Origin of the sequence: Streptomyces sp. NPDC017529 (assembly GCF_044329785.1) — a bacterium.
Lineage (GTDB): Bacteria > Actinomycetota > Actinomycetes > Streptomycetales > Streptomycetaceae > Streptomyces.
Map to the genome: position 1 here is coordinate 127411 of NZ_JBIRJY010000017.1, position 17227 is coordinate 144637.

9 protein-coding genes are annotated in these 17227 nt (G+C 75.0%); 8 read left to right on the top strand and 1 reads right to left on the bottom strand.

Features of this window, described 5'->3' with window-relative positions; all coding sequences use genetic code 11:
- Window positions 1-132 precede the first annotated feature (132 nt).
- The gene (locus tag ACH4K4_RS30995; RefSeq protein ID WP_398171811.1) at window positions 133-1722 is read right to left on the bottom strand and encodes an alpha/beta hydrolase; all 1590 of its coding nucleotides are present in this window, start codon (window positions 1720-1722) and stop codon (window positions 133-135) included.
- A 261-nt stretch (window positions 1723-1983) separates the two neighbouring features.
- Here ACH4K4_RS30995 and ACH4K4_RS31000 point away from each other — a divergent pair, with 261 nt between their 5' ends.
- The 8 genes from ACH4K4_RS31000 (at window position 1984) to ACH4K4_RS31035 (ending at window position 17098) form a co-directional block, all read left to right on the top strand.
- Window positions 1984-2622, top strand: coding sequence for a histone deacetylase (locus tag ACH4K4_RS31000; protein ID WP_398171812.1), 639 nt, complete (start codon window positions 1984-1986; stop codon window positions 2620-2622).
- A gap of 206 nt (window positions 2623-2828) precedes the next feature.
- Window positions 2829-4145 (top strand): MFS transporter, encoded by a 1317-nt coding sequence (locus tag ACH4K4_RS31005; protein WP_398171813.1) that lies wholly within the window; start codon window positions 2829-2831, stop codon window positions 4143-4145.
- A gap of 230 nt (window positions 4146-4375) precedes the next feature.
- Window positions 4376-5878, top strand: a complete 1503-nt coding sequence (locus ACH4K4_RS31010) for a non-ribosomal peptide synthetase (protein WP_398171814.1) — start codon at window positions 4376-4378, stop codon at window positions 5876-5878.
- Window positions 5879-5998: 120 nt separating this feature from the next.
- Window positions 5999-9175 (top strand): amino acid adenylation domain-containing protein, encoded by a 3177-nt coding sequence (locus ACH4K4_RS31015; protein ID WP_398171815.1) that lies wholly within the window; start codon window positions 5999-6001, stop codon window positions 9173-9175.
- Window positions 9172-10335 carry an acyl-CoA dehydrogenase family protein gene (locus ACH4K4_RS31020; RefSeq protein WP_398171816.1) on the top strand — a complete coding sequence of 388 codons (1164 nt, stop codon included), beginning with the start codon at window positions 9172-9174 and terminating at the stop codon, window positions 10333-10335. The genes ACH4K4_RS31015 and ACH4K4_RS31020 overlap by 4 nt, the downstream gene beginning before the upstream one ends.
- Before the next feature lie 61 nt (window positions 10336-10396).
- Window positions 10397-12295: an AMP-binding protein gene (locus tag ACH4K4_RS31025; protein WP_398171817.1), complete on the top strand. Its 1899-nt coding sequence runs from the start codon at window positions 10397-10399 to the stop codon at window positions 12293-12295.
- 1 nt (window position 12296) lies between these two features.
- Window positions 12297-14141, top strand: a complete 1845-nt coding sequence (locus ACH4K4_RS31030) for an amino acid adenylation domain-containing protein (protein ID WP_398171818.1) — start codon at window positions 12297-12299, stop codon at window positions 14139-14141.
- Window positions 14138-17098 (top strand): condensation domain-containing protein, encoded by a 2961-nt coding sequence (locus ACH4K4_RS31035; protein WP_398171819.1) that lies wholly within the window; start codon window positions 14138-14140, stop codon window positions 17096-17098. The genes ACH4K4_RS31030 and ACH4K4_RS31035 overlap by 4 nt, the downstream gene beginning before the upstream one ends.
- The last annotated feature ends 129 nt before the right edge of the window (window positions 17099-17227 follow it).

Below are 17227 nucleotides of genomic sequence, written 5' to 3' on the forward strand. Positions count from 1 at the left end.
CGCGTACGGACAGCGCCGAGCCCCGTACTCCTGGCAGGACTTCCCAGGAGTACGGGGCTCGTCGGATCACCGCTCACCGGCGCGGGGCGCGGGCGGCCGGACCGGTCCCGCCGCCCGCGCGGCGGCCGTCGGCTACGCCTTGCTCGGCTCCGGGGTGGCGTGCGGGGCGCACGTCACGTCCTTGGAGTCGGTCTTCCCGGTCAGGAAGTAGGTGTCGACCCGTTCGTTGATGCAGGGGTTGACCAGGCTGGTCACACCGTGCGAGCCGGCGCCCTGCTCGGTGATCAGGCGCGAGCCCTTCAGCCGCTTGTGCAGCTCGACGGCGCCGCCGTACGGGGTGGCCGCGTCACGGGTGCTCTGGACGATCAGCACGCTGGGCAGGCCCTTGCCGGTCGTGACGTCCACCGGGGTCTGCTGCTTCTCCGGCCAGGTGGCGCAGGGCAGGTTCATCCAGGCGTTGGCCCAGGTCATGAACGGGGCCTTCTGGTGGATGCGGGTGTTGTCCCGGTCCCACTTGCGCCAGCTGGTGGGCCACTTGGCGTCGTTGCACTCGACGGCCGTGTAGACCGCGTTGCTGTTCTCGGAGGCGATGTTGCCCGCGGTGTCCTTCATGTCCGGGCCCGCGTTCTGGATCAGCTGCTTCTCGTCGCCGGCGAGGTACGCGCTCCACACCTGGGCGGTCGAGGCCCACGCGGAGTCGTAGTAGGGCGCGTTCTGGAAGAAGCTGGTCAGCTCGGCCGGGCCGACGACGCCACCGATCGGGTTCTTCTTGGCGGTGGCCCGCAGCTGCTCCCACTTCGCCTGGACCTTGGCCTCGGTGTTGCCGATGTGGTACACGGCGTCGTGCTTGGCGACCCACTTCTTCCAGTCGCTCCAGCGCGTCTCGAACGCGAGGTCCTGGTCGAGGTTGGCCTGGTACCAGACCTTCTCGCGCGACGGGTCGACGACGGAGTCGACGAGCATCCGGCGGACGTGGTCCGGGAAGAGCGTCGCGTACACGGCACCGAGGTAGGTGCCGTAGGAGACGCCGAGGTAGTTGAGCTTCTTCTCGCCCAGGGCGGCGCGGATCACGTCCAGGTCACGGGCCGTGTTCGGCGTCGTCATGTGCGGGAGCAGGGCGCCGCTGCGCTCCTTGCAGCCCTGCGCGTACTCCTTGGCCAGCTTGCGCTGGGCCCGCTTGTCCGCCTCGCTGCCCGGCACCGGGTCGGCCTTGGGCGCCTTGACGAACTCCTGCGGGTCGGCGCAGGAGATCGGGGCGGAGTGGCCGACGCCGCGCGGGTCGAAGCCCACGAAGTCGTACGCCTTGGCGGTCTTGGCCCACACGGCGTTCTTGCCGGTGACGCGGGACGGGAACTTCATGCCCGAGCCGCCCGGTCCGCCGGGGTTGTAGAGGAGGGCGCCCTGCCGCTCCTTCTTGCCGCCGGTGTTGCCGATGCGGTCCACGGCGATCTTGATGGTGCGGCCGTCGGGCTTGGCGTAGTCGACCGGGACGGTCACGTAGCCGCACTGGATGGGGGCCTTCAGGCCCCAGTCGGCAGGGCAGTCCTGCCAGTCGATACCCGTCTGGGCGGCGCGGGCGGCGGCGACCTGCACGCCGCGGGCTTCGGCCGATCCGCGCTGGTGCTGCTGGCCCGCGGTGGCGGGCGTGGCGGCTATTGCTCCGGCTATGAGCGTGCCGGTCACCAGGGTGCCGGCAGCGCCGAGCGCTGCTGTTCGTCTCACGAGGCGGTTCCCCCTGCATAATGCGCCGCGCGCGGCGGCGGTGATCACAGAGCTGTACGGGGGATCCTGTCTTCTGCCACCCCACTCTGAACAGGGCTCACTGCCTTTTCTTTACCAAACCGCAGGATTCGATGAACGTTTTGCGGTACCGGCGGGCGCACCATGGCGTACGGATCGGCATTTTGCCTGAAGTGCGGCTTCGCATGCGGATCGGGAAGGTTGCGCCGCTCGTCCCGCACGTGCGGAAGAAGGGATGAGGCGGTGTACGTCTGGTACGTGTCGTACGGCTCCAACATGCATGCCGCGCGGCTGCGCCACTACCTGGCGGGCGGACGGCCGCCGGGTGGCGCGCGCACCTGCCCGGGGTGCCGTGATCCCCGGCCGCCGGTCCGTTCCGCACCGGTCGTGCTGCCGGGGTGCATGTACTTCGCGCTGGAGTCGCGGAACTGGACGGGCGGTGTGGCGTTCTACGACCCGGACGGGCCGGGCGAGGTGTGGGGGCGCGCCCATCTGGTGACGGCGGGTCAGTTCTCCGACATCGCGGCGCAGGAGATGCACCGGGCGCCGTCGGCGGATCTGGACCTGGCGGCGGTACTGGCCCGGGGCCGCGTGCAGCTCGGTCCGGGGCGCTACGAGACGCTGGTGCACCCCGGCTCGCTGGACGGGCTGCCGCTGCTCACGTTCACGGCACCGTGGAGCGCGGACGAGGTCGCGCACAGCCGGCCGACCGACACCTATCTGGCGCACCTGGCGTCGGGGCTGCGCGAAGCGGGCGGGTGGGACGACGAGCAGATCGCGGGGTACCTGGAGAAGTGCCGGCTGGGCGTGCCGGTGCGCACCGGAGCGAGCCGGGCACAGGCCGTGACGCATGCGCGTTTCGAACGCAAAGAGCCGCACTAATCAGACATTCGCTCGACGGCCGAAAATACCGTCGCATGGTGAACGTTTGGTGAGTGCGTAGCAGGTCACCCCAGGATCGGATGGACCGGATCGAACGGACGGTTTACGACAAAACATTCATCCGGCGTCCGGAATGCGGATCAGACTGTCCGGAAACCCTCCAGTCGTTTTGACCCGCCGCCTCTTCATCACCAAATGTCAGCCATGTGACCACCACACGAGCCTCCGGCCGCCGCGCCGGTGACGGGCTCCTCCGCCATCGCGACTTCCGGCTGCTGCTCGCCGGGGCCGCGGCCAGCCAGGCAGGCACCCAAGTCGCCCTGGTCGCCCTGCCCTTGGTGGCCGTCGTCGGGCTGCACGCCTCGGCCTTCGAAGTGGGCCTGCTCACGGCGGCCGAGACCGCCGCCTTCCTGCTCATCGGCCTGCCGGCGGGGGCCTGGGTGGACCGGGTCAGGCGGCTGCCGCTGCTGATCCGGACGGACGTGGTGCGCGCGGTGGCCATGGGCAGCGTGCCGCTCGCCGCGGTGTGCCACGCCCTGACGATGACGCAGCTGTACGTGGTGGCCTTCGTCACCGGCGTCGCGACCGTGTTCTTCGACGTCGCCCACCAGAGCTACCTGCCGCGGGTGCTGCCCGGCGCGCAGCTGGTGGCGGGCAATGGCGCGTTGGAGACGGCGCGTTCGGCCGCGCAGGTGGCCGGACCCGGGCTCGGCGGCGGCATCGTCCAGCTCCTGGGGCCTCCAGTGGCCGTCCTGGCCAACGCCGCCGGATACCTCGCCTCGGCGCTGTTCCTGCGCGCGATTCGCGTCCGTGAACCGGAACCCGAGGTGGCGCCGGGCGTCTCGCTGCGCGCACAGGTCAAGGAGGGCCTGGCCTTCGTGCTGCGGCACCCCGTCCTGCGCATGATCGCCCTGACGACCGGGGTGGCGAACTTCTTCTCGGCGATGCTCGTCGCCGTACAGACCGTCTTCCTGACGCGGGAGTTGGGGCTGCCGCCGGGGGTGCTCGGCCTGATGCTGTCCGCCGCCGCCGTCGGCGGACTGGCCGGGGCACTGTGCGCAGGGCCGGTCGCGCGCAGGCTGGGGCAGGCCCGCATCATCTGGCTCGCTCCGGTGGTCACCGGGCCGTTCGCCCTGCTGTGGCCGCTGGCCGGGCACGGGGCGGCCGCGGCGTGGTTCGCGCTGGGCTCGGGCGCCGTCTTCTTCGGCGCCGTCGTCTACAACGTGGCGCAGGTCAGCTTCCGCCAACTGCTGTGCCCCGACGCCCTGCTGGGCCGGATGAACGCCACCTTGCGGTTCCTGGTCTGGGGGACCATGCCGCTCGGCGCGCTGGCCGGCGGCACCATCGCGGGGGCGGCCGGCGCACGGGCAGCCGTGTGGGTCTGCGCGGCCGGATTCCTGCTCGTGCCGGTTCCGTTGCTGCTGTCGCCGCTGCGGAAGCTGCGCGACCTGCCGACCGCCGGGGCCGGGGCGGGCGCCGGGCCCGCTGCCGAGGCAGTTGATGCGCCCGGAGCGGCCACCTGATCCGGGCTTCCGCTCCGGATCCACGCGTCCCCGCTCTCCGCGGCCGTACGCGCTGCCCCCTGCCCTCCGGCAGGTCGTCCCGGCCGTCGGCCCGTGCCCGGTGATCCGGGCCCGTGCCCGTACCCGTACCCGTGAGCGTGCTCCACCGCACGCAGCACCACCGCTCGAACGTCTCATTTCGAACGTCTCATTGGCAACGCCCCGTCCGCGGCGGCGCAAGGGAGGTCATCGTGGACCCCAGCACAACGGCCGGCATCAGCACCGGCACACCGGCCGGCACCGGCATCCGTACCCGCTTCGGCACCGGCGTCCGGACCGGCACCGCCGTCAGCATCACGGAGCAGTACCTCACCCGCTACGAGAAGGCGGCCGCCGGGGTGGGCGACCCGGCCGGTCTGCTGCCCGTCACCGGTGCGCAGCGGCGGTTCCTGCTCGCCCGGCGGCTGGCGCCCGGCGGCCGGCCCGACGTCGTGCCGCTGTTCTTCGCCTTCCCGCGCGGCACCATCGACGTGGACCGGCTGCGCGCGGCCGCAGGCCATCTGGCTGCCGCGCACCCCGCGCTCCGCACCCGGCCCGACGTGCTGCGCGGCGCGCCGGTACAGCGGCTGGGCGCGCCCGCCGCCCAGGTGAGCCGCGTGCTGGCACGCCCAGGTGAGTACGCGGCGGCGGCCCTGCGCCGGGCGCTGCTGGACTGGGCGGCCGAGGGCCCGCCGCTGCGGCTGTTCCTCGCCGACGCCCCGGGTGGGGGCGGCACGGACGCCGGCGTCACCGGCACCGAGGGTCCCGCGGAGATCCTCGCGCTCGCCCTGGACCACGCCGTGTGCGACGAGCAGTCCCTCGGCCTGATCTCCGCCGACCTCGGTGACGCGTACGAGCGGGGACTCGGCCCCGGCGACGTGCCGCCGGACCGTGCCGCGGCGCAGGCGGCCGGATACCACGAGGCCGTGCGCCTGCAACTCGCCGCCGAGCAGCGCGCGTCCAAGCCCGAGTCACTCGCCTACTGGGCGCGCCGGCTGGCGCCGGAACGGCCGGGCGGTGGCGCGCCGGCGCCCGCCGGGCAGGCTCCGCTCCCGGCCCGGCCGCCGCGCCCCACCGGTGCCCTCCAAAAGCGTCTGCCGATCCGTGCCGACGACGGGCGGGCCACCGCCTTCCCCGTCCTGCTCGGCGCCTGCGGCAACCTCGCGCGCACCCTGGGCGGGCCCCGCCTCGCGGGCCGGACGCCGCTGCTCGGCTACCCCTGGGGCGGCCGGCCAGCGGCGGCCGCGCCGGTCCTCGGCTGCTTCCTCAACACCGTCGTCCACCCGGCCACCGCGTGCGGCACCGACGACCTGACCACCACCTGGTGGGACGACCTCGACCACGCCGACACCCCGTTCGACGAGGTGGTCCGCGCGGCCCGGTCGGCCACCGCCCCCTGGACGGGGAACCTGGACGGCCTGCTGACCTTCGAGGACCTGCACCGCCGGCCGCCGCTGCGGCTGGGCGGCGTCGCGGGACGCGAGGTGCACGTCGACGGGCGGCCGCTGCAGGCGCCGTTCGCGGTCTCCGTCTCGTATGGGAGCGATCTGCTCGTGCGGATGGCGTGGGACCGGGACGCGTTTCCCGACGGCCTGGCCCGCGACGCGTTCGCCGCGCTGACCGCCGAACTGGCCGGCGAACCCGCCGGAATCACGACCGACCGCACGGCCGGCGGCGGGCAAGCCCGTACCGGCACCGCCACGCCGGTGGCCTGAGCCCACACCCCCGGGCCGGCACCGGCCCCACGCACCACGTTTTCTCCCGGCTCCCGCGTCCGACCGACTGCGGGCGCCGGGCCGAGCGTCACCTCGCATCCACCACCAGAAGGATGGACCATGTTCGGACTGTCGCCGTCCCAGGACGTCGTCTGGCTGCACGAGCAGATGCTGCCGGGCAGCCGCGCCTACAACTTCACGGCCGCCATCGACCTTTGGGGCCCGCTCGACGAGGAAGCGCTGCGCGCCGGGCTGGCCGCGGCCCTCGGCCGGCACCCCGGCCTGCGCCTCGAACTCGTCGAGCAGCCGGGCGGCGTACCCGGGCAGCGGGTGCGCGAGGGATGTACCCCACGGGTGCGGACGGTGGACCTCTCGCAGGAGGCCGATCCGGAAGCCGCCTTCCAGGAGCTGCTGCGGACCGAGGCCGAGACCCCGCTCGACACCTGCGAGGCGCCGCTGCTGCGCTGGTGCCTGGCCCGGCTGGGCGAGCGGCACCACCGCGTCGTGCACGTCGAACACCACCTGATCCACGACGGGCACTCGTTCGCGATCCTGCTGCGTGACGTGTTCGGCGCCTACCGCGCGCAGGTGCTGGGCGAGGCCGTGGAGCTGTCCCCGGCGCGCTCGTACGAGGAGCACGCGCGGGCCGCGGCCGGCGCCGACCGGCAGGCGAGCCTGGAGCACTGGTCGGCCGAGCTGTCCGACGCCGCCTTCGACCTGCCGCTGCCCGGTCTGGCGCGGGCGGGCGCGCAGCGCCGGCACGCGGGCGGCCAGTTCCGCCAGGCCATCGGCGCCGACCTCGCCGAGCGGCTGCGGGAGTGCAGCCGCACTCAGGGGCACACGCCCTTCTCCACGCTGCTGAGCCTGTTCGCGGAGCTGCTGCGGCGGCACAGCGGCCGGGCCGACATCGTTGTCGGCACCGCGGTGGGCAACCGTCCCGCGGGGTTCGAGGAGACCGTGGGCATGTTCGTGAACACCATTCCGCTGCGGCTGCGGCTCGACCCGGCGGCCGGGGCCGTGGAGACGGTGGACGAGGTCACCGACACGCTGATCCGGGCGCTGCCGCACCAGGAGGTGCCGGTCCAGGAGCTGACGCGGGCGCTCGGGCGGCACACCACCGGCGCGGACAACCCGCTGTTCAGCGTGATGTTCAGCGCGCATGACGCGCCGCTGCCGGAGATCGAGGTCCCGGAGCTGGAGGTGTCGTTTTACGAGGGGTTCAACACCGGCACCACGCGGTTCGACCTGGACCTGGTGCTGATACCGGACGACCGGCGGGTGGTCGGCCCGCGGCAGGGCGCCGCCGGGATGACGCTGGTGTGGGACTACGACCGTGACCTGTTCGCCGAGGACGTGGTCCAGCTGCTGGCGGAACGTTTCCTTGGCGTGCTGCGCGCCTACCTGGAGGCGCCGGACGCGCCGCTCGCCTCCCTGGGCGCGGAAACCGTGCGCACCGGCCAGGAGGAGGCGGACGCCGTCCCGGTCCCCGCGACGGACGAGGTGCTCGACCCGGCCGTACGCCAGGACCCGGCGCGCGCCGCCCTGATCAGCGGCGCGCAGCGCCTGACGTACGGCCAGCTCGGCGCCCTGGTGGACGACCTGGCGCGCCGGCTGCGCGCGGCCGGTGTGACGGAAGGCCGGGCGGTGGCCGCCGTGCTCCCGCGCGGCACGGACTCCGTCGTCACGCTGCTCGCCTGTCTGCGGACCGGCGCCGTCTACTGCCCGCTCTCCCCCAACGATCCGGCCGCGCGCCTGAAGACGCTGCTGGACCGCCTGAACCCCGCACTGGTCCTGGCCACCCGGGAGAGCGCACTGTCCCTCCCGGCCGAAGGGCTGCCGGTCGGGCTGCTGGACGGGCCCGCCTTCCCCGCCGCGGCACCGCTCGGCCAGGAGACGGCCCACGACACGCTCAAGGACGCGGCGTACGTGATCCACACCTCCGGCTCCACGGGCCTGCCCAAGCCGGTCGTGGTGAGCCGCGCGGCGCTGGCGCAGCACGCCCGCGCGACGGCGGAGCGGTACGGCCTGTCGGAGCAGGACCGGGTGCTGCTGTTCGCCCAGCCGTCCTTCGACGTGGCGCTGGAGGAGGTGCTGCCGTCGCTGCTGGCCGGGGCCTGCCTGGTGCTGCCGCAGCGCGAAGTGCCCACCCCCGACGAGCTGACCGCGGTGCTGGCGGCCCGCCGTGTCACCGTCGCCAACCTGCCGACCAGCTACTTCCTGGCCGTACGCGAGGAGTTGGGCGAGGCGCTGCGGGACGGGCGCTGGGCGCCGCGGCTGGTCGTCCTGGGCGGTGAGCGGCTGCCCGTCGGCGCGCTGCGCGAGCTGTTCGACGCCGTGGACGCCACGGGCACGTCCTCCGTCACCGTGCTGAACGCCTACGGCGTGACCGAGGCCGCGATCACCAGCACCGTCCACGAGGTGACCCGCGAGGACCTGCGGGACGGCGCCGAGGTGCCGCTCGGCACGGAGCTGCCGGGCACCCGGATGCACGTGCTCGACACCGGGCTGCGGCCGCTGCCCGCCGGCGCGGTCGGCGAACTGGCCGTCGCGGGCGCCGGGCTGGCCGACGGCTACCTCGGCAACACGCAGGCCACCGCGGAGCGCTTCGTGACGCCGGACGCGCTGGGCGGCGAGCGGGTGTACCGCACCGGCGACCTCGGCTACCGCGACCGGGCGGGGCGGCTGTGCTTCCTGGGCCGCCGCGACAACCAGGTCAAGCTGCGCGGGTACCGCATCGAGCTGGAGGAGGTGGAGGCCGCGGCCTCCGCCGAACTGGGCGGCCGCTCGTGCGCCGTCGTCCTGGACTCCGAAGGCCCCGGCGGCCCGCGGCTGATCGGTTTCCTGGAGTTCCGGGACGGGGCCGGGGACGGCGGGGTGGACGAGCAGGCGCTGCACGCCGCGCTCTCCCTGCGGCTGCCCACCGCGCTCGTACCGGCCCGCTGGGTACGCCTGGACGCCATGCCGACGCTGCCGGGCGGCAAACCGGACCGCGGGGCGCTGGCCCGCCGGGTGGCAGAGCTGCCGGAGGCCGCGGCCGGGACCGGCACCGCGGATACGGCAGGCGAGCCGGACGACCCGCAGGTGGCGCTGCTCGCCGAAGGCTGGCGCGAGGTCCTGGGCCACGCGGACTTCACCCCGGGATCGCACTTCTTCCAGGTCGGCGGGCACTCCCTGATGGCCGCGCAACTGGCCGCGTGGCTGGAGCCCCGGCTCGGCTCCCGGCCCCCGCTGCGGCTGTTCTTCCAGAACCCGGTGCTGGCCGACCAGGCCCGCGCGGTGCGGGAGGTCGCGGCGTGAGCACGTACCCCTCGTCGGTCCTGGAGGCCGACCACCGCGAACTCGTCTCGTCCTTCGAGTCGTTCATCCGCAAGGAACTGGTCCCGCTGGCGGCCGACCTGCCGGAGGACGCCGACCTGCCGCCGGCCGACCTGCGCGACTACGTACGGCGCCGCTCGGCGGCCCTCGGCTTCTACGCGGGCGACTACCCCGAGGAGCTGGGCGGCTCCGGCATGCCGTTCACGGCCGTGGTGCTGCTGCACCACGCGGCCGGCCGCAGCGGCTGCCCGCTCGCCCCGTACGCGCTCGCCGGTTCGGACGGCCCGAGCCCGCTGCTGCGGCACGGCACCGAGGAGCAGATCGAGCGCTACCTCAAACCGCTGGTGCGCGGCGAGGCGGTGCGCTGCCTGGCGCTGACCGAGCCGCACGCCGGGTCGGACGCGTTCCAGCTCACCACCACGGCCGTACGCGACGAGGCGACGGGCGAATGGGTCCTCAAGGGCCGCAAGACCTTCGTCAGCAACGCCGACCGGGCGGACTTCACGCTCGTCGTCGCCGCCGCCGCCGGGGGCGGGCCGACCGCCTTCGTCGTGGAGGCGGGCAACCCGGGCCTGCGGATCGGGCAGCGCTACGACGGCATGTCGGGCGAGCCGCTGTACGAACTGCTCCTGGAAGACGCGCGGGTGCCGGACGCCGCGGTGATCGGCGGCCCCTCCGGCGTCGGTTCGGCGCTCGGCAACGGCATCGACAGCCTGTCGCGCGGCCGCCTGGTCGTCGCCGCGATGTGCGACGGCATCGCCGAGTACGCGTTGGAGCAGGGCGTCGCGTACGCCCGCGAGCGGCGGGCCTTCGGCGAGCGCATCGGCGCGTACCAGCACGTGCAGGAGCACCTGGTGAGCAGCCGCGCCGAGATCGAGGCGGCCAAGCTGCTGACGCTGGCCTGCGCGCGGCTGGTGGACGGCGGCACCGAGGCGCCGGAGAACGCCGCGCTGGCCAAGCTGACCTCCTCGGAGACCGCGGTGCGGGTGGTGGACCGGGCCCTTCGGGTGCACGGCGCCACGGGGTGGGTGCGCGGGCATCCGCTGGAGTTCCTGTACCGCTATGTCCGGATGATGACGATCATCGAGGGGACCTCGGAGATCCAGAAGGTGATCGTCGCCCGGTCCATGGGGCTCGGTTAGGCCCGGACCACTCCCGGCCCCGCCACCCCACACGCGTGAACTTGCGAACCGCAGAGGAATCATGAGTACTTCAGCGCACGAGCGTCCCGGCGACAGCCCGCAGGACGCGCAGCTCAGCATCGCGTACGGCGCCGACCCGCGCACACCGGGCACCGACCGCCCGGCGGACGTCCTCGCCCGGTACGAACACTGGGTGCGCAGCACCCCCGAAGCACCTGCCGTCGAAGACGGTGAACTGGCGTGGAACTACGCCGAGCTGGACGCCCTGTCGCACGTCGTCACGGAGTCGCTGCGCGGCCGGGTCTCCCCCGGCGACCTGGTCGGCGTGTGCCTGGACCGCTCCGCGGCACTGGTCGCGGTGGCGGTCGGGCTGGCCCGGCTCGGCGCCGTCTACCTGCCGCTGGGGCCGCGCCCCGGCGAACGCCGGCTGGCCACGGTCACCGAGCGGCTGGGCGTGCCCTGCCTGGTCGGCGACCCCGCGCTGCTGCCCGCGGCGTACCGGACGGGCGACGCGGTATCGCTGCAACTGCCCGCCGAGGGCGCCAACGCGGCCGGGAGCGTCGTGGCCGCGTTCCGCGCCGCGTCCGGCACCGCCGCCGCGCACAGCGCGCCGGCGGGCACCTTCTACGCCGTGCTGACTTCCGGGTCCACCGGCACCCCGAAGGCCGTCGCGGTGGGCGGCGCGTCGTTCGGCTCGCTGCTGGACTGGTACCACGCGTACACCGGGTCGGTACCGGGCGACCGGCACAGCCTCCTGGTCGGCGTCGCCTTCGACCCGCACGTCAAGGAGCTGTGGGCGGCCCTCACCTCCGGTGGCGCGCTGAGCGTGCCGCCCGAGGAGGTGCGCTGGGACCCCGAGGCCCTCACCGGCTGGTGGCGGCGCGCCGGAGTGACCGTCGCCGTCCTGCCGACGCCGCTCGCCGAGGCGGTCCTCGAACGGCCCTGGCCCGAACTCCCCGCGCTGCGGCACCTCGTGGTGGGCGGCGACCGGCTGCGCCGCCGGCCCGCTCCCGGGGTCACGGCCCGGGTCCACAACGTGTACGGGCCCGCCGAGGCCACCGTGACGACCACGGCGCACCACCTAGGCCCGCACGCGTCGGACACCGCCGCTCCCCCGCCGATCGGCGCGCCGATCGCCGGGGCCGTCGTCTGCGTCACCGACGAGGCGGGCCGGGTCGTACGGCGCGGCGAGCCCGGCGAACTCCGTATCGGCGGCAGCGTGCTGGCGCTGGGGTACCTGGACGCCGAGCTGACGGCGGCCCGCTTCGTGCCGCCGCCGCCCGGCGTCACCGGCACCGGCCGCGTCTACCGCACCGGCGACCGGGTACGGATGCGGGCCGACGGGGTGCTGGACTTCCTCGGGCGCCTGGACGACCAGGTCAAGGTGAGCGGCGTACGCATCGAACCCGCCGAGGTGGAGGCGGCCTTCGAGCACCACCCGGGCGTCCGGCGGGCCGCCGTCGCGGTCCGCTCCGCCGCGGGCGGCGTCAACCAGCTCGTCGCCTTCGTCCTGCCGGTGCCCGGTGCGCCGGTGCCGACCGCGGACGAGCTGATCGGCGAGGCCCGCGGCTGGCTGCCCGAGCAGGCGGTCCCGGCCGTCGTGCGGTTCCTCGCCAGCTTCCCGCTGGACGCCAACGGGAAGGTCGACCGGGCCGCCCTGCTGGCGGCCGAAGAGGCGGAGACCGCCGGGGCACCGGACGGCGCCGCGCCCCGGACGCCCACCGAGGAACTGGTGCTGCGCCTGTGCCGCGACCTGCTCGGCACCCCGGCGCTCGGCACGGCCGACAACTTCGCCGCCTCCGGCGGCAACTCGCTGTCGACCGCCCGGCTGCTCACCGGGATCGAGGAGCACTGCGGCGTCCGCCTGCGGGCGCCCGAAGTACTGCGGCAGCCCGACCTGCGGGCCGTGGCGGCCCTGGTGGACACCCGGCGTGCCGCCGCCGACCTGGCGGGGGTGTGAGATGACCGCGACCACGACCGGCGTGCCCGGACTCGTCTCCCACTTCGCCCGCACCACTCCCGACGCCCTCGCCGTCACCGACGGGGAAACCTCCCTGACCTACGCGCAACTGGCGGCATCGGCCCGCGGTTTCGCCGGGGTCCTGCGGGAGCGGGGCGTACGCCCCGGTGACGCGGTCGGCGTGCTGCTGCCGCACTCGGTGCCCACCGTGGTCACGCAGCTGGCCGTCTGGTGGGCGGGCGCGCACTACGTACCGCTCGATCCCGGGCATCCCGCGCCGCGCGTCGCGGCCATGCTGGCCACGGCCGGTGCCTGCCTGACGGTGGGCGGCAAGGACCTGCTGGAGACGGCGGGCATCCCCGGGGACCGGGCCCTGCCGCCGCCCGCCACCGGGGCGGAGTACGCCGGGGACGGCGTGCCCGGCCACGACGACTGCGAACCCGCCCCGGACGCCGTCGCCTACATCATGTTCACCTCCGGCTCGACCGGGCAGCCCAAGGGCGTCGCCGTCACCCACCAGGGCATCGCGCGCCTCGTGCACCGGCCGGAGTACGTGACCCTCACACCGCGCGACCGCGTCCTGTTCCACTCCCCCGTCACCTTCGACGCCTCCGCCTTCGAGGTGTGGGCCGCCCTGGCGAACGGCGCCGCGGTCGCGGTGTCCACCGCCGACCGGCTCTCGCCCGCGGGCCTGGCCCGGGAAGCGGAACGCCTGGGCGCGACCGTGGCCGTGCTGACCACCGCGCTCTTCCACCACCTGGCCGCCCGGCGGTCCCCGCTCTTCGGGGTGCTGCGCGGCGTGCTGGTGGGCGGCGAGGCCCTGTCGGCGCGGCACGCGCGGACCGTCCTGCGCGCCCACCCCTGGCTGGAGCTGGTCAACGGCTACGGACCCACCGAGGCCACCACCTTCGCCACCGCGCGCCGGATCGTGGACGCCGACTGCGAAGGACCGCCGCCCATCGGCCTGCCGATCGCCGGGACCACCGCGCACGTCATGGACGAGCACGGCACGCCGGTGCCTCCCGGCGCCCGCGGCGAGCTGTGGCTCGGCGGCCCGCGGCTCGCTCTCGGGTACGTCGGGCAGCCCGCGCTGACCGCGGAGCGCTTCGTCGGCCACCCGGAGGCCGGACGGCTGTACCGCACCGGCGACGTGGTCTCGGCGCGCCCCGACGGCACGCTGGACTTCCACGGCCGGACCGACGACCAGGTCAAGGTCCGGGGCTTCCGGATCGAGCCCGGCGAGATCGAGCACGCGCTGCGCGAGCACGCCGGGGTCGCCGACGCGGCCGTCGTCGTGCAGCGCCCGGCGCCCGACGACGCGCGGCTGGTGGCCTTCGTCGTTCCGGCCGGCGGCTCTGCGCCCGGGGCCGGTGCGCTCCGCGCCCACCTGGAGGGCCGTCTGCCCGCCCACCTCGTGCCCAACGCGTGGGCCTTCACGGACGCGCTGCCGCTGACCGGCGTCGGCAAGGTCGACCGGCGGGAGCTGGCGGAACGGCCGGTGCAGGGCAGCGGTCTGCCGGCGACCGGCGAGACCGCGGCGCCCGGCGCGCTCTCCCCCCTCCAGCAGGTCGTGGCCGACCTGTGGAGCCAGGCGCTCGACCAGCCCGTGGACGACGCCGGGGCGGACTTCATCGCGCTCGGCGGGCACTCGCTGCTGGCGCTGTGCGTCGTGGAGGACCTGCGCGAGGATCTCGGCGTGGAGCTCTCGCTCGCCGACTTCTTCGCCGCGCCCACGGTCGCCGCGCAGGCGGCCCTGGTCGAACAGGCGCTGCTGCGCATCCACGAGGACCCGGGGACGCCCCACGACCGGCCGGCGGCCCCGGCCGCTTTGGAGGACCGACGATGACCACCGCTTCGGACACCGCCCGCCAGGCGGCGCTGCTCCGGACCGCCCGGCAGCGGCAGGCCGCGCGACGCGGGAGCGCGAGCCGTACGGCCACAGCGGCGACCCGGCCCGGCGGGCCGGCGCCGCTGTCCGCAGCGCAGCGCCGGATGTGGCTGATGGACCGCCTCGGCGGCAGCGGCGCCGCGTACCACGTGCCGTTCGCCACCCGGGTGCGCGGCCCCTTCGACGTGCGGGCTCTCGGCCGGGCGCTGTCCGGGCTCGTACGCCGTCACGAGGTGCTGCGCACGCGGTACGGGCAGCGCGACGGCGAGCCGTACCAGGAGGTGGCGGCCGCCGCGCCGGTGCCGGTGGAGGTGGTGGCGGCGGACGGTGACCTCACCGGGATGCTGCGGCAGGCCGCGGCGCGCCCCTTCGACCTGGCCGGCGGGCCGGTGCTGCGCGCGTTCGTCGTACGGCATGGCGCCGAGGACCACACCATCTTGCTGACGCTCCATCACATCGCCATCGACGGCGGGTCGCTGGCTGTCGTGGCGCGTGAACTGGGCGTGCTGTACGGGGCGGCACTCGACGGGGCCGACACCCTGGCCGGTGAGCTGCCCGGGGCGTTGTCCGGCCCGGCACCGCAGTACGCGGATTTCGCCCGCCGTGAGCACGCCGCAGCGGACGCCCTGGAAAACGGGCTGGAGTTCTGGCTCGGGCGTCTCGCGGGTGCCCGGCCGGTGCCGCTGCCCGCCCCGGCCGCCGGCTCCGGCGCCCCGGCCCGGCGCGGGGCGGCCACGCTGCTCGCCGAACCGCTGCCGGCCGCCGTCCTCGACGGGTTGCGGGCGGTGGGCCGGGAGCACCGGAGCACGCTGTTCACCGTGGTGCTGGCCGCCGCGTACGCCACGCTGCTGGAAGCGACCGGCCATGCCGACCTGGTGCTCGGCTGCGCCAGCAGCCACCGCGACCGCGCGGAAATACGCGACCTGGTCGGTCTCTGCGTCAACACTCTTCCCGTACGGGTGGACGCGAGCGGCGCCGAGGACTTCGGGAGCCTGCTGGACCGGGCCAGGGACGCGCTGCTGGAGGCGCAGCAGCACCGCGACGTGCCCTTCGACCTGATCGTCGAGCGGCTGGGAGCGGCGGCGCGCAGCACGGACGGACAGCCGCTGGTGGACGTCACGGCCGACGTACTCCGGGCGCCCACCGCCCTGGACCTGCCCGGCCTGGCGTGCGAAGCGGTCGATGTCGATCTGGGAACCGCCAAGTTCGGTCTCGGCTTTTATGTGGAGGAAGACCGGGGCGACGACGGGCCGCCACGCTGCCTGGTGCAGTACGACCGGGCGCGGCTCGACGAGCGGACGGCCCGGCGGCTGCTGCGCGGGTTCGCGGACCTGCTGGCGGCAGTGGCCGCCGACCCCGGCCACCCACTGACCCGACCACACGGGACCGGGCACCCGGAAGGAACCGAGCGCCCGGAGGGAACCGCCCACCCCGCCGAGTCGTTCCTCCAGGACCGGCCCGAGGTGGCCGAAGCCGTGCTGCTGGAGGTCGAGGGCCGGCGGCCGCTCGCGTACGTCGTGCCGAGCGGCGCGGGCGCCCTCGAACCGATGCGGCTGCGGGCCGCGTTGCGCTCGCGGCTGGCGCCGGAGCTGGTCCCGGCCGCGGTGACGGTCCTGGACGCGATGCCGCGCGGGGCCGACGGTGCCGTGGACCGGACCCGGCTGCCGGGCGCCCCGGCGGCCGCCGCGCCTGCCGAAGCCGCCGGTCCGCGCGAGCGCGCCGTACTGGCGGCGTTCGCCGAGCTGCTGGGCCGACGGCCCGCGCCGGACGCCGACTTCTTCCTGCTCGGCGGGCATTCACTACTGGCGGTACGGCTGGCAGACCGGCTGCGCGAACGGCTGGGACTGCCGTTGACGGGCCTGGACGTGATGGAGCACCGCAGCCCGCGGGCGATCGCGGCCCTGCTCGACGCCCGTGACCGGGAACGTGCGACGGCCCTGGCCGCGGTGCGCACCGCGGCCCCGCGCGGCGGCCGCCCCTCCGCGGCACGTACCGGAACGGTCCTGGTCACCGGCGCCACCGGGGGCGTGGGCGCCTTCGTCCTGCGCGAGCTGGCGGCCCGCGGCCGTCCCGTACGGGCGCTGGTGCGCCCCGAGTCGGCGCATCTGCTCGCGGCGGACGGCATCGAGGTGGCCGAGGGGGATCTCGGTGACCCGGACAGCCTGCGCGCGGCGGCCGCCGGCGCGGACGCGGTGATCCACGCCGCCTGCACCTTCACCTCGCCCGAGGTGGACCTCGCGGCGATGCGGGCCGTGCTGGACGGCTGGCGGCAGGGCTCCTTCGTCTTCGTCAGCAGCGTGGACGCCTACGGGCAGCCGCCGGTCACCGACGTCACCGAGGAGACGCCGCCGGCCGGGCCGTTCACCGCGTACGGGCGGGCCAAGCTGGACTGCGAGCGGATACTGCTGGCCGCCGCCGGGACCGGGGGGCGCGGCGGGGCCGCCGTGGTGCGGGTGCCGATCGTGTGGGGGCCGCACGCCAGACTGCGCGACCAGCTGCGCTGGGGCGCCACCGGCCAGTTCTTCCAGGCCGCGCGGAGCGGCGAACCGATCGAGCTGCCCGCGCGGGAGCGCGGCTGGTACGGCGCGCCCTGGGTGCACGCCGGGGCGCTGGCCCGTGCGCTGGTCAGCTGTGCGGAGCGGCCGGCCGGCGGCGTGGTGAACGCGGTCGGCGGCCATGTCGACTGGCGCGACTTCGCCACCGAGCTGATCCGCCTGCTCGGCGGCACCGGCGAGGTCCACGCCACGCACGCGGGTACGGGAGCGGACCCGGCGGCGGAGACCGGGCCGGCAGGGCCGGACTTCCTCCTGCACCACCGCCGCCGCTACCACCCTTCGCGGGCGCTCGCCGCCGAGTTGGCCGGGCGGCCGGGCGAGGACTGGCGGTCGGTGCTCGCCGCGATGCTGGAGCACTGACGGTCTCTTCCCGGTTTTTTCCCGCTTTTCCTCGCCTAGAGGTTGTCCCGTATGGGGTGTGAGTTATCCCGTGAGGGCCAGGTTGTGCAACCGGGCGATGCCGAGCATGGCCTGGTGAACTCCGTCGCC